Origin of the sequence: Nocardia sp. GP40 (assembly GCF_050434125.1) — a bacterium.
In the GTDB taxonomy this organism is placed as follows: Bacteria; Actinomycetota; Actinomycetes; order Mycobacteriales; family Mycobacteriaceae; genus Nocardia; species Nocardia albiluteola.
Map to the genome: position 1 here is coordinate 909,103 of NZ_JBNPVW010000003.1, position 12,976 is coordinate 922,078.

The 12,976-nt window shown below is 68.7% G+C and carries 10 protein-coding genes, 1 rRNA gene and 1 pseudogene; 8 read left to right on the plus strand and 4 right to left on the minus strand.

The features are described from left to right. Positions 1-293 precede the first annotated feature (293 nt). The 7 genes from ABH933_RS13060 to ABH933_RS13090 all read left to right on the plus strand — a co-directional run bounded on the left by ABH933_RS13060 (position 294) and on the right by ABH933_RS13090 (position 7,883). Positions 294-1,016 carry a hypothetical protein gene (locus tag ABH933_RS13060; RefSeq protein WP_429417728.1) on the plus strand — a complete coding sequence of 241 codons (723 nt, stop codon included), beginning with the start codon at positions 294-296 and terminating at the stop codon, positions 1,014-1,016. A 68-nt stretch (positions 1,017-1,084) separates the two neighbouring features. Beyond that, positions 1,085-1,936, plus strand: coding sequence for a Rieske 2Fe-2S domain-containing protein (locus ABH933_RS13065; RefSeq protein WP_429417730.1), 852 nt, complete (start codon positions 1,085-1,087; stop codon positions 1,934-1,936). Between the two features lie 78 nt (positions 1,937-2,014). Further along, a complete protein-coding gene (locus ABH933_RS13070; RefSeq protein ID WP_429417732.1) occupies positions 2,015-4,336 on the plus strand; it encodes an FdhF/YdeP family oxidoreductase in 2,322 nt (773 codons plus the stop codon). Positions 4,337-4,369: 33 nt separating this feature from the next. Beyond that, positions 4,370-4,744: a hypothetical protein gene (locus ABH933_RS13075; RefSeq protein ID WP_429417734.1), complete on the plus strand. Its 375-nt coding sequence runs from the start codon at positions 4,370-4,372 to the stop codon at positions 4,742-4,744. A gap of 65 nt (positions 4,745-4,809) precedes the next feature. Next, positions 4,810-5,457: a YdcF family protein gene (locus tag ABH933_RS13080; RefSeq protein WP_429417736.1), complete on the plus strand. Its 648-nt coding sequence runs from the start codon at positions 4,810-4,812 to the stop codon at positions 5,455-5,457. A gap of 447 nt (positions 5,458-5,904) precedes the next feature. Beyond that, on the plus strand, positions 5,905-7,077 hold the full coding sequence (locus tag ABH933_RS13085) for a hypothetical protein (RefSeq protein WP_429417738.1): 1,173 nt from the start codon (positions 5,905-5,907) through the stop codon (positions 7,075-7,077). Then, a complete protein-coding gene (locus tag ABH933_RS13090) occupies positions 7,074-7,883 on the plus strand; it encodes an ESX secretion-associated protein EspG (RefSeq protein ID WP_429417740.1) in 810 nt (269 codons plus the stop codon). The genes ABH933_RS13085 and ABH933_RS13090 overlap by 4 nt, the downstream gene beginning before the upstream one ends. On the opposite strand, the gene ABH933_RS13095 is transcribed toward ABH933_RS13090, so the two are convergent. Beyond that, positions 7,880-8,767, minus strand: a complete 888-nt coding sequence (locus tag ABH933_RS13095) for an HAD-IIA family hydrolase (RefSeq protein WP_429417742.1) — start codon at positions 8,765-8,767, stop codon at positions 7,880-7,882. The two genes, ABH933_RS13090 and ABH933_RS13095, sit on opposite strands and share 4 nt — an antisense overlap. A gap of 143 nt (positions 8,768-8,910) precedes the next feature. On the opposite strand from ABH933_RS13095, the gene ABH933_RS13100 reads away from it, so the two are divergent. Next, a complete protein-coding gene (locus ABH933_RS13100) occupies positions 8,911-9,735 on the plus strand; it encodes an LLM class F420-dependent oxidoreductase (protein WP_429417743.1) in 825 nt (274 codons plus the stop codon). Positions 9,736-9,883: 148 nt separating this feature from the next. Here the strand turns inward: ABH933_RS13100 and ABH933_RS13105 are convergent, their stop codons facing one another. From ABH933_RS13105 to rrf, 3 genes and pseudogenes are all read right to left on the minus strand, one after another. After that, positions 9,884-10,231 carry a hypothetical protein gene (locus ABH933_RS13105; protein WP_429417745.1) on the minus strand — a complete coding sequence of 116 codons (348 nt, stop codon included), beginning with the start codon at positions 10,229-10,231 and terminating at the stop codon, positions 9,884-9,886. 630 nt (positions 10,232-10,861) lie between these two features. After that, positions 10,862-11,728: pseudogene (locus tag ABH933_RS13110) on the minus strand (hypothetical protein); the annotation flags it as partial. A 1,163-nt stretch (positions 11,729-12,891) separates the two neighbouring features. Next, positions 12,892-12,976, minus strand: a 5S ribosomal RNA gene (rrf, locus tag ABH933_RS13115); the annotation flags it as partial.

The following is a 12,976-nucleotide window of genomic DNA, read 5'->3' on the forward strand; positions in this document are numbered from 1 at the left end:
CTGTCGGCTACCGCCTGATAGGCGCGACCGATCGGGCGATATTCGCCGTGGTGATTATTCGGGCTGATCGGACGGGGGCCGGCGACGGGCCGCGATCGGACCTACCTCTCACCCTTCGGGTTCTCCTATGATCAAGAGCGCGGCACGCGGCGCCGATCAATGGCATGCTCGACCCGTATCACCCGATCCGCACCCCGCTGGGCCCTGCGATTCACATGCCGCCCCAGCCACACAGTCCGACGGCGCGTATCAGCCGGCCACCGCAGGACAATTGTGGAAAGGCCATCGCACCCATGATGCATTGGCACCGACACGAACACACCGAACCCGCCGCCGGGCAGGCTCCGGAACGGGACAGCGCGCAAATCGAGATCCTGCGGGTGTTCGCCGGGGAAGACGGGCAGGGCGGCATCCCGATCGGCCTGATCCGCCGCCGCGACGTGACGCAGACCGATCCCACGGCCCTGGTCGCTCGCTGCGGGGTCGACTGCCTGGTGATCTTCGACGATCCACGGGACGGTTCGGCAACGGCGGAGTTGTTCGCCGCCGACGGACCGCTCGACCGCAGCTCCGCCGGTTGCCTGGCCCTGGGATGGTGGCTCACGACGTCGCACACCCCGGTCACCGCGATCTTGGTCGCGGGCACGGAATTCACCGTCGCACAGTCCGCGCACTTCGGCTGGGTGAGCACGGATCCCGCCGCGGGCCGCGACCCCGTACTCCATCGGATCGACGACGTCGAGCTGATCGAGAAGGTGACCGCGGACGAGCTGCCGGAGCGGACCGAGTGCGTATGGGCGTACTCCGCCGAAAAGTCGGACACGCTCCTGGAAATCAAACGAATGACACCGGAATCGGAATTGATCGCGGCCGCCTCGACCGCGCTGACCGCACGGCTCGGGCACGGGACGACCCTCGTGGACACGGCCGGTATCCACGTCGTCACCAGCATCGACGCGCAAGGACGAATACTGCTCGGCGGCTGGGTGAGTGAGGATCGCGTCGTCGTTCTCTGACACCGACCTCCCGCGCCGCGGCGCACGATCCGAGCACCCGATCGGCCGGTACGAGAAAGGAATCGACGATGCCGAATCTGATCACCTCCATCGAGGGACTCGACGTGCTGGACCGGGTCGGCGGCCCGATCGCGGCGGCGGTGCGCAAGGCCGTGCGCTCCGACGCGGCGCAGAGTGCGCTGGCGGGCACCTGGCTCGGACACAAGTTGCACCCGGTGTTAACCGATGTGCCGATCGGCGCCTGGTCTATGGCATGCCTGCTCGATGCCTCCGCCGGTCCGGCCGGCGCGCGCGAGGCCCGCAGACTGGTCGGCATCGGCATTCTCGCCGCGGTGCCCACGGCGATGACGGGGGCCAACGACTGGTCGCTCGGCTACGGCCCCGAGCAGCGGCTCGGGCTCGTGCACGGCCTCGCCAACGCGGCCGGCACCACCTGCCAGGCGGTGTCGTGGATCGCACGGCGGCGCGGGCGGCGCGGGCGCGGGATCGCGCTCAGCGCGCTCGGGGTGGGGTTCACGCTCGGCGCGGCCTATCTGGGCGGGCACCTCACCCTCGTCCGTGGAGTCGGCGTCGACCACACCGCGTTCGAGCCGACGGTATCCGAATGGACCGACGTCGCCGCGGAATCCGATGTCCGAGAAGGTGGTCCGCTGCGGGTGAGCGCCGCCGGCATCCCGGTCGTGCTCGTGCGACGCGGCCCGGACATCCACGGATTGTCGGCGACCTGCGTGCACGCGGGCGGCCCGCTCGACCAGGGCAAGCTGGTCGGCGACGACTGCATTGCCTGCCCGTGGCACGAGAGCGTCTTCCGGCTCGCCGACGGCCACGCCGTGCGCGGTCCCGCCGCCGAAGCGCAGCCGCGGTGGGCGGTGCGGGTGGACGCGGGACGGGTGCTCGTTCGCTCGGGCAGCGCCCGCTAGCACCGAGCTCATGCCGGAGCACACCACACCACCGCTGCAAGCACTTCCTGTCCTCGCACTTCGTCGAAGGGAACTGTGATGGCCATCGATTTCACCAACCGGTCGGGTGCGGATGCCGGGCCCAGCGGCGCGAAGGATGGGCGGGCGGTGCCGAGTTTCCACCCCTACGACCATCCCGCGGCCGGGTGGGGCGCGGCCAAGTCGGTCACCGAGTTCATGATCGGCCAGGAGAAAGAGCCGATCCTCGGTCCACTGGCCATCGTCAAGATGAATCACGAGAACGACGGGTTCGACTGCCCCGGGTGCGCCTGGCCCGACTCGATCAAGGGCATCCATCTGGACATCTGCGAGAACGGGATCAAGCACGTCACCTGGGAGATGACCCACAAGCGCGTCGGCGCCGAGTTCTTCGCCGCGCACACCGTCACCGAGCTGTCGGGCTGGAGCGATCACGATCTCGAGGACCAGGGGCGGCTCACCGAGCCGATGACCTACGACCCGGACACCGACACCTACGTGCCGATCGGCTGGTCCACGGCATTCGAGCTCGTCGGCCGGGCGCTGCGCGAGCTCGACGACCCGAACCGGGCGGCGTTCTACACCTCGGGCCGGCTCGGCAACGAGGCCACCTTCCTGTACCAGCTGCTCGCCCGCGAACTGGGCACCAACAATCTGCCCGACTGCTCCAACATGTGTCACGAGGCCAGCGGCCGCGCGCTGCAGGCCGCGATCGGCAGCGGCAAGGGCACGTGCGACCTCGAGGATTGGGAGAGCACGGACGCGCTGTTCATCATGGGCGTCAACGCCGCCTCCAACGCCCCGCGCATGCTGACCGCATTGGCCGAGGCCGACCGGCGGGGCGCGCAGATAGTGCACATCAACCCGCTGATCGAGGCGGGTTCGCGCCGCACCATCATCCCGCACGAATTCGCCCGGATGGCGACCTTCCGATCCACGCCGGTCGGCACCCTGAACCTGCAGACCCGCATCGGCGGCGACCTCGCGGTCCTGCGCGGCATCGCCAAGGCCGTGCTCGAGGAGTCCCGCACCGACCCCAAGGCGCTGGACCACGCGTTCATCGAGCGCTACACCACCGGCTTCGAGGCCTACCGCGCGAAGGTCGAGGCCACGCCGTGGGCGCAGATCGAGCAGCAGTCCGCGCTGAGCGAGGCACAGCTGCGCAAGGCGGCGCGCATCTACTGCGACGCCGACCGATCGATCATCAGCTGGTGCCTGGGCATCACACAGCACGAGCACGGCGTCGACACCGTCCGCGAGATCGTGAATCTGCTGCTGTTGCGCGGCAATCTGGGCCGCGAGGGCGCCGGGCCGTCCCCAGTTCGCGGGCACAGCAACGTCCAGGGCAACCGCACCTGCGGCATCGACCACCGCCCGACCGCGGCCTTCCTGGACCGGCTCGCCGCGGTGTGCGGGATCGATCCGCCCCGCGCGCACGGGCTCGACACCGTGGCCACCATCGAGGCCATGCACGCCGGCGACGTGCGGGTCTTCGTCGGCATGGGCGGCAACTTTGCCCTCGCGGCCCCCGACACCGCCTACACCTTCGACGCACTGCGGCGGTGCGAACTGACCGTCCAGGTCAGCACCAAACTCAACCGCAGCCACCTGGTGCACGGCGCCCGTGCGCTGATCCTGCCCTGCCTGGGCCGCACCGAGCGCGACGAGCAGCGCGGCGGCCTGCAGCAAACCTCGGTCGAGGATTCGATGGCGATGGTGCACCTGTCCAAGGGCATGAAATCCCCTGCCTCACACCACCTTCGGTCCGAGCCCGCCATCGTCGCCGGTATTGCCAAAGCCGCTCTGCCGCACAGCAATACACCCTGGGACCGTTACGTCGAGGACTACGATCGGATCCGCGACACCATGGCCGAAGTCCTCGACGGCTTCGAGGATTTCAACCGCCGCGTGCGCCTGCCGCTCGGCTTCCGGATCAAACAGCCCGCCCGCGAACTGATCTTCCTCACCCCGTCCGGCAGGGCCGAATTCTCCGACGCCGACCTGCCGGATCTCACCACCGCACCGGGCACGCTGACCCTGGCCACCATGCGCTCCCACGACCAGTGGAACACCACCATCTATTCCGACAACGACCGCTACCGCGGCGTGAAAAACCTTCGCACCCTGGTGTTCATGAACGAGCACGACATGCGCGAGCGCGGCTTGGAGCTGTTCGACGAGGTCGACATCACCAGCATCGCCCGTGACGGCAGCCGCCGATCGGTGCAGCGCTACAAGGCAATTCCCTACGACATCCCGCGCGGCTGTGCCGCCGGGTACATGCCCGAACTCAATGTGCTGTGCGCGATCGGCGATTACAGCACCCAGAGCGACCAGCCGATCATGAAGAACCTGAAAGTCACCATCGAGCGCTCCCACTGACACCGCCGCCCACTTTCCCGCTCGAGGAGCGACATGAACGAAACCATTACCGCGAAAACGATCGGAAACCCACGAGGAATCGACGACAACCCTTGGGCGTCCGGGCATCCCGCCGACGGCGAACGCGTCGCGATCTTCGCCTTCGAGGTGACGGGCGTCGACAACACCGCCACCGATCTCCGCACCTACCACGTGACCCCGCCCGACCGGGCGTCCGAGGGCACGATCGTCCCGGAGCACCGCACCCCCGAGGGCGTCACCGTCACCTGGCTCGGCTGCGGAACCGGCACGGTCGTCCGCGCGGCCACGCATCTCGATATCGAAGCGGCCATGATGGATCCGGACAACTCCGCGGAGACGATGTTCCAATGCCGGGTCCGGCCGGACAATCCCCAACTCACCCACTGAGCGCGCACCACCGGCCCGACCGCGAATCCTCGGAGAGCCGACCGATCCTTGGCACAATGGGCCAGGTGCGAACCCAGACAGGTGGTGTAAACCTCTGGCGTGCGGCGGTCACGGCGGTGGTCTCGGTGTCGGTCCTGATCGGCGCGTCCGAATGGCTGCATTGGCGGGCGTCGCGGCGGTTTCCGTGCCCGATCCCCGGCCCCTTGCCCCCCGGCGGCACGCATGCCGTTGTCGTGCTGGGGTATCCGGCCAAGGCCGACGGCAGTCCGCATCCCCTGCAGACGTGGCGCTGCCGGATCGCGGAACGGTCGATGCCCCCCGGCACATCGGTGATCTTCACCGGCGGCCCGGTGAGTAACCAATGGGCCGAGGCCGAGGTGATGGCCGCTTACGCGCGGGATGTACTCGGCATACCCGCCGCGGCCATCCGAACCGAAACCGAGTCCGAAAGCACCTGGCAGAACATCGAATTCACGATCCCGATGATCGAACACGCGGACCGTATATCGATTGTGTCCTCCCCCATGCACGCCGCCCGCGCCCGCCGCTACCTCTACCTGCAGCGTCCCGACCTGGCTGCGCGGCTGACCCCGGCCGACGACTATCGCTTTCTCGATGCGTGGTGGTTGAAACTGCCTACGGCCGCATATGAAACCAGCGCGATCGTGCGGCGCAGGGTGGGCCACGCGGTGGTGCGGATCCTGGGCCGGTAGCGTCGCACCGGCTTTCGCCGGGCTCGGCCCTGCACTCGTTGCGCGACAAGAGAGTTGGCCCCGATTTCAAGGGTCGCCATGATCGTGGGCAGCGCAATCTAGGTCTGCCGCTCGTCGCGGACGACGCGCGAGCATGAGATCACAGTGCCGAGCCCCCGGCGTCGACCGGTGCAGCGGGGTGCGGCACACAGACTGTGTCCCACTGCGGGGAGTGATTGCAATGAATAAGCATGAGCCCTGGTTCGGAGATCCGTCCGTGTCGCGGAAGGTCACGATGAACCTCGATACATTCCCAATTCGTACGACAACAAAAGGGGTGCAACGGCGAACCCCTGGGGTAATACCGACGGCATCGGCGACAAGGGCATAAGACCCGATGAAACCAAACTCGAACTCCCCTGGGACCAGGATCCGACAATTCGGCCGGATCAGCGAGACGGCCGTGGCGTGCACCCCGACGAGGCTGCCGACAGTTACGACTGGGAGATCTTGCAAAAACTCGGGGAGCAGATTCCGACCTGCACCGCTCCCATCGAGAATACCGCACGCGCTTGGCACTGGGCCGCCAATGAGCTAAACGTCATCACGGGCTATACCACAGCCAAGATACTCGGCATGATGAGCGACGGCTGGCAAGGGAAAACAAAGCAGACAGTGACCGCGGCGATGAACCAGTATCGTACCGAGTCAAAGCAGCTCGTCGCGGATATGGGAAACGTCGCCGACAATCTGCGGAACAACGTGAAATTAACGCTCGAGAACACCCACTATTGGATGCCCCCCTACGACATGGCGAAACCCAGCGACTCGGCGACGTACCAGAGGGACCTGAAGATCCTGAACGGCGCGCGCTGGGCGATGGGTGCGATCTACAACCCAGGCTTCGTCGACGCCGCGAACGCTATGCCACGGCTGGCCCCACCGAAGGGACTCGCCAACCCCGCACACAACCCACCTCCTCCACCGCCTCCGCCACCGCCGGCCAACCCCACTCCGGCTCCGGCGACGCCGGGGGCGAATACCCCCACACCGGGCACCAAATCACCGAACGGCCCCGGAGCCTCGAAGCGCTCGTTGCAGGACAGAGCCCCGAATCCGAATGTGCCACCACCAGGGCAGAATTCCGGACAGGACGGCCTGCAACAGGCCGCACAGGCACTCCAGCAGGCGGCCGGTGCAGGGCAGCAGGCGCTCGGTAGTGCGCAGCAACAGGCCCAGCAGAAAACCGCCGAGGATGCCGCCAAGGCCGCGGCCGCCGACGCCGCCCTCGCCTCGGGACTGCCCGGACTCGCCGGGATGGGCGGGGCGGGCAGCCTGGGCGGAACCGCAGGAGCCCTGGGCAAGGCGGCCCAGCTCGAATCGGACGCTCTCCAGGCATCCAGGCTGTTTCCCCGAGCCGGCGCTGCCGCCGCGGAAGAGGCTGCCGCGGAGGAGAGTTCACTTGCTCGCGCCGGTCTGGCGCAGAACTCCGGCGTGGGATCGCCAGGTGCGGCGGGCGCGCGCGGCAACCAGGACAGGGAGAAGGAACGCAAGTCGGCGGTGTATCTCGAGTCGACGAAGCATCTCGCCGAGGCTCTCGGCCAGCCCGTCATCGGATCGGTGCCGGTGATCAAAGAATGAGCGCTCACTGGACTCTGACCGATCAGGAATTCGTCGCGCTGTGGCGCGAGTCCAACGACGACGCGCTGCCCGTTCCGCTGGTCTACACCAGCAGGACGATGTTCGAGCACGACCATCGGCGCGAACTCCGGTCGGCACGCGACCGGATACGGTCCGCGCACGGCTCGGCGATGGACGTGATATTCGAGACGATCAACCAGCCGGACCTGCGCATCGCCACATACGGTTGCGTGAACGCCCCGGCGGACGACCCCGAGAACTGGCTGCGGCTGCTGGGCGTGCGGCGCGGCGACAACGGGTATCTCATTAGCCAGATGCCGGGCGAAACACTCTGGCACAGTGGCGGTTTCACTATCACACCGTGTGAGGCGGTGCGACTGGCCGATGTCGTCGCCGCCGAACTGCCCAAATGTCCGAGGGGCGGCGGCGGTAACCTCGAACTCCCTACGCCCACACCGGATCACGCGACAGAACCCGATATAGACTACTCCTACGGACGCTCTCGGATCGACTTCAATCAGCTGGAGGACTCCCCCACCCGCCGCGCGCAGGAATTCCTCGCCGCGCCGGCGCATTCGACGGGGATCATCGAAATCGAGCAGGGCGCATCGGCTTTCGGTCCGCAGGGCATCACGCGCCGTCGGCTGGAGTGGCGGGACCTCGAGGACGACGGCCGCTACATCATCGACGGGCAACACCCCCCGATCGCCACCGCCGCGGACGCCACCCGCGTCAAGGACCTGATCAACGTCGAGATCGCCGTGGTGATCCACGCGATCAGGGACGAACGCGGCCGGCGGGGCTAGACGATCGCGATGGCGCGTCCGGGATGGCGGCGAAGCCGCTCGGCCACCTGATCGGCGACGTCACCGTCGCTCACCCGCGCCGGATCATCCTGCACCACAGGATGATTCAGTGCATCGAGACTGTCCGACACGTAGTCCGGGAGCCGATCCTCGGACTGCTTGGCCAGGTCGGCGAGGGTGCTTACGCCGGTCAGTACCAACAGCGATTCCAGCCCCACGCAGCGGGCGCCGTCGATATCGGTGTCGAGGCGATCGCCGACGACCAGGGCCGCACGGGTCCCCGCCCGCGTCAGCGCATCCTCGAGCAGCGGCGCGTACGGCTTGCCCGCGACGATCGGCTCGATCTCGGTGGCGGCGCGCACCGCGGCGACCATCGACCCATTGCCGGGGGCCAAGCCCCGCTCGGTCGGCAACGTCGCGTCGGTGTTGGCGGCGACCCACAACGCACCGGCGCGGATCGCGTAGGCGGCCTCAGCCAGATCCGGCCAGGCGGTCTGCGGCGAATGGCCCTGCACCACCGCGGCGGGCGCGGCCGTATCCCACCGGCGCACCGGAACCAACCCTGCCCGCTCGATCTCCCCGGCCAGATCGTCGGTTCCGACGACCAGCACCGTCGCCCCCGGAGCCAGCCGATCCGCCAGCACATGGGCCGCGGCCTGCGCGCTGGTCACCACCTCGTCCTCCGCAGCCGCGAACCCTAGGTCGGCCAGGTGCGCGGCCACCGCGGCCGCCGAGCGACTCGCATTATTAGTCACATACCGCAGCGCCTGCGCACCCTCGCCCGCCGACAATGCCTGGGGCGCACCGGAAATCACCGCATTCCCGCGGTACAGGGTGCCGTCCAGATCCAGCAGCAACGCTTCGAACCGATCCCGGAGCCTCACAGCACCCGCACCACCTTCTGCCTCCGCCGGGCGAGGCCGCCCGGACAGGCCGAGCCTACTGGGTGCGGATTCGAGGTCCTGCACCCGTAACCACCGTCCGCAGGCCGTGGAATATTCGAAGTTGGCGCTCGGTTCCGGCTCATATGAAGATTGGCATCAACACCTTTCTGACCGACGAGGGAATTTCCGGTCCCGTGCTGGGGCGCGCGCTCGAGGAGCGCGGATTCGAATCGCTGTTCGTCGCCGAGCACTCGCACATTCCGGTGAGCCGCAAGACTCCGTACCCCGGCGGCGGCGATCTCCCCCGCATGTATTACCGCGCATACGACCCGTTCGTGGCCCTCGCCGCGATCGCGTCGGTCACCGACCGGCTGATCCTCGGCACCGGCGTCACCCTGCTCATCCAGCGCGACGTGATCCACACCGCCAACGAGGTCGCCACCCTGGACCGAGTGTCCAATGGTCGCGTCGTCTTCGGCGTCGGCGTCGGCTGGAACCGGGAGGAGATGGAGAACCACGGCACCGATCCGCGCACCCGCGGCGCGCTGGTCGACGAGCAGCTCGCCGCCCTGCGCGCGATCTGGACCCAGGACGAGGCCGAATTCCACGGCAAATTCATCGATTTCGATCCGATCTACGCCTGGCCCAAGCCGATCCAGAGCCCCCATCCGCCCATCTTCCTCGGCGGCGGCCCGTCGGCGGCCGAGCGGGCGATCAAGCATGGCATCGGCTGGATCCCCCTGAGTGTGGCCGATCCGTCCGCGATCGCGGACCAGCTCGCCGGATTCCGCGATTCCGGCCTCCCCGTCAACGCCATCACGACCGGCACCCCGAACCCGGCCGTCCTGGACGCCTACGCCGAAGCAGGCGTGGAACGCGTAACCCTCACCCTGGACACGATCCCCGAGGCCGAAAGCCTCCGGGAGCTGGACGCATTGGCGACGTTCGTCGACAAGTACGCGGGCTGATCCACCGGTCCGACCCTCGCGCTCCCTCGCCGGGCAGACTGTCCCCGTCCTTCTCCGCAGGGGCACCCCGACAGCCTGCCGGGCGACGACACACACCAGGCCACGGCCTGCCAGCTGTGATGCCGGCTATCGGCGACGGCGGCCGGACCTAACCGGTGGCCACCCGAGACCGGCAGTAGGTGACGACCAGATCCCCGTACTCTGTAGCGCCGTGTGCCGCAAAGGACGCCTGGGCCCGATCGCACGCATCGTCCAGCTGCGGGCTCGGTCCCTGAGCCGACAGCAGCACGGCTATCGCCTCCCACCGGCCCGGGCCGTCTCCCGGCTGAGCCAGCAGCTCTTCCAGGTATCGCCCCGGTTGCAGCAGTCGTAGCGCGCGCCGCGCATAGGTATGCACCCGCGACGGCAACTCCGCCCGGACGAGATTGACATCGGCCTGCAGCGCATGCCGCTCCGGCTGCTGCGCCGGATCGATCCCGATGGACCACAGCCTCATCGCCTCAGCGGGCAAGCCTTGATGATCCAGTAGTCGCGGCCCCTCGGCCCGCTCTAGCGGAGTCGGCGGACGATCGAATCTCGCGTCCCGCCAGTTCGAGAACTCCCACCACTCAACCGGTGTGACGCTAAACCCCAGCCCGAAGCTGACCGACTGCTGACCACCACTCCAGGTACTACTCGCCCGGCTGCGACAAACCGACGCAACACCGGACGGCTCAACCCGCACCCACGAATTCCCAGAACCGTCGAACCCATACTGCCGTAGCAGCTTCCCTATCTCCCGCTCCACACGGCGCACCGCCGACTCCGGACTGACCATGCGGTCAGAGTAGCGAGCCACCCCGACAAGTCAGCCCGACGCACCTCCCCCGTCCTCCACACGCCGAGCGGCCCCTCGGCGCCACTCGCTCTCGAGACACCGAACCGCAGGGCGCGGCGCTGCTCGCCCTCGCTACACCGGCCGCCGTAGCCCCAGAGGCTATTCGCCATCGGTCTCGGGCGGCTTGGAGGTGGTTTCGGCGGCGTTCGCGTCGGTTTCCTCGCGGCCGACGCCACCGGGGATCGGCTCGTCGTCTCGGCCTACACCACCCGGGACGATCTCGCCCTCGTCGAGGTCATCGGTGTATTCTCCGGCGGCCAGCTCGTCGGCGCGCTCCTCGGCGTCGGTGTCGCCGTCGACGTCGGCCGCGGCCGCGTTGAGGAACCACGTCAGGGCCTCGTCGGCGCGGTCGGCGGCCAGCAGTGCCTCCGCATAGGCGTAGAACAGGCGCGCGGAGGCGGGGCCGACTCGCGCCGGATCCAGCTCCGGAGTCTGCAGGGTCACGACCGCCTGATCGTATTGGCCCAGATCCATCCGGGCGCCCGCGACGACGATGCGCAGCTCGGTGGCCTCGTCGCCGCTGAGCTGGCGTGCCTCGTCGCTACGGCCCAGTTCGATCGCGCGCTCGGGCCGGCCGAGGCCGCGTTCGCAGTCGGCCATCACCGCGAGCAGGCCGTGCCCGCCGGACATCCGGCGCGCGGTACGCAACTCCGAGAGCGCCTCCGCCCACTCCCCCGCGTGATAAGCGATGACGCCCGCGGTCTCGCGAACCACCGCGATCCGGCCGGCCCGCTGCCGCGCCGCGCGGGCGTGCTCGAGCGCCAGCTCGGGATCCTCGTCGAGCAGACGCGCCGCCATCACCAGATGGCGTGCAACGGTTTCGGCGTTGCCCTTGTCCAGGCTGAGCAGGTCGCGCCGTACGCTCGGTTCCAAATCCGTCGGCTGCACGTCGTCCGGAAGCGCCGGCTCCTCGGGACGCGGCGGCCGGCGATCGCCACCGCGGGGTCCACCGGCAAATTGTGCGCCCTCGCCGCCGCGGCGGCGGTCCGGGGCAAAGCCCTCGCGGCTCTCGCCCCCGGGGCCCCTGCCCTCTGACCGGCGATCGGCGTCATCGCGACGAAAACCACGGTCGCGATCGCCTCGGTCGCGGTCGCCGTAGGGGCGGTCGCCACGATCCCGATCGCCATAGGGGCGGTCGCCGCGGTCCCGATCGCCATAGGGACGGTCGCCACGATCCCGGTTGCCATGAGGACGGTCGCCACGATCCCGGTTGCCATGAGGACGGTCGCCACGATCCCGATCCCCATAAGGACGGTCGCCGCGATCGCGATCGCCGTAAGGTCGGCCGCGACGGTCCCGGTCACCGCTGTAGGGGCGATCGGAACCGCGACCGGACTCCGCACGCCCGCGGTCGTCGCCGTAGGGACGCTCGGTACCGCGGCGATCGCCGCGCCCCTGCGCTCGGTCATAATTCGGGCGATCACCTTGACGGGGCGAGTCCCGTCGACTGTCGTCACGCCGGAAACCGCCCGGACGATCCGAGCGCCTCGAATCATCGCGCCCGGCACCGCGGTCGCCCGTTCCGCGCCGGTCGTCACCGCGACCGAAGCCACCGCGGTCATCGCCGCCGGTACGATCCGAATCGCGGCGGAAACCACCACGATCGTCACCGCCGGGCCGACCCTGATCGCGCCGGTCATCACGCCGGAACCCACCCCGGTCGCCCTGCCCCGGGCGGTCCGATCCGCGCCGGAAACCACCGCCGCGATCATCCCGTTCGGAGCCGCCGCGCCGGAAGCCACCGCGATCGTCGCTGCCGGCGCCGCGCCGGAACCCTCCGTCGCGGTCCCCGGATTCACGGCGGTCCTGGCCGCTCCCACGATACGAATCGGTGCGGTCCGAGTTGCCGCGATCAGCGCCCGGTCGATCGGGGTTGGAGCGCCGGAATCCGCCGGATCGGCGTTCCCCACCGCCCTCCGCGTCGCCGCGCGGGCGATCGCGCCCCTCGCGGGGAGGATACGATCGGCCCTCGTTCGGGCGATCGCCGCCGGACCGGTCGTGCGACGACTTGCCGAAGCCGCCCGCACCCTGGCCGGGCCCGCTGCGGCGGAAGGGCTTGCGACCGTCGTTGTGCTCCGACACGGTGGTCCCTTTCTCTGTCCCTGGCTCATACCCGGCCGCGGCGCACGCACCCGCGTGTGGCCTGCGGGCTCTCGCACCCGCCTACCTTCAGATTCAATCACGTGTGGACAATGCGCCGTCCACGAGGCACAGGCTTGTCAAGCCCTGTCAACGCAGAGAAGGGGACCCACGAATGGGTCCCCTTCTCGCAAAGGATGTTCCGGCGGTGTCCTACTCTCCCACACCCTGGCGAGTGCAGTACCATCGGCGCAGGTGGCCTTAGCTTCCGGGTTCGGAATGGGA

What these genes read in the sequence shown, in the direction of transcription:
- ABH933_RS13060 (WP_429417728.1), top strand. Translation starts at nt 294, where the DNA reads ATGATGCATTGGCACCGACACGAACACACCGAACCCGCCGCCGGGCAG.
- ABH933_RS13090 (WP_429417740.1), top strand. Translation starts at nt 7,074, where the DNA reads ATGAGCGCTCACTGGACTCTGACCGATCAGGAATTCGTCGCGCTGTGG.
- ABH933_RS13065 (WP_429417730.1), top strand. Translation starts at nt 1,085, where the DNA reads ATGCCGAATCTGATCACCTCCATCGAGGGACTCGACGTGCTGGACCGG.
- ABH933_RS13100 (WP_429417743.1), top strand. Translation starts at nt 8,911, where the DNA reads ATGAAGATTGGCATCAACACCTTTCTGACCGACGAGGGAATTTCCGGT.
- ABH933_RS13075 (WP_429417734.1), top strand. Translation starts at nt 4,370, where the DNA reads ATGAACGAAACCATTACCGCGAAAACGATCGGAAACCCACGAGGAATC.
- ABH933_RS13070 (WP_429417732.1), top strand. Translation starts at nt 2,015, where the DNA reads ATGGCCATCGATTTCACCAACCGGTCGGGTGCGGATGCCGGGCCCAGC.
- ABH933_RS13105 (WP_429417745.1), bottom strand. Translation starts at nt 10,231, where the DNA reads ATGAGGCTGTGGTCCATCGGGATCGATCCGGCGCAGCAGCCGGAGCGG.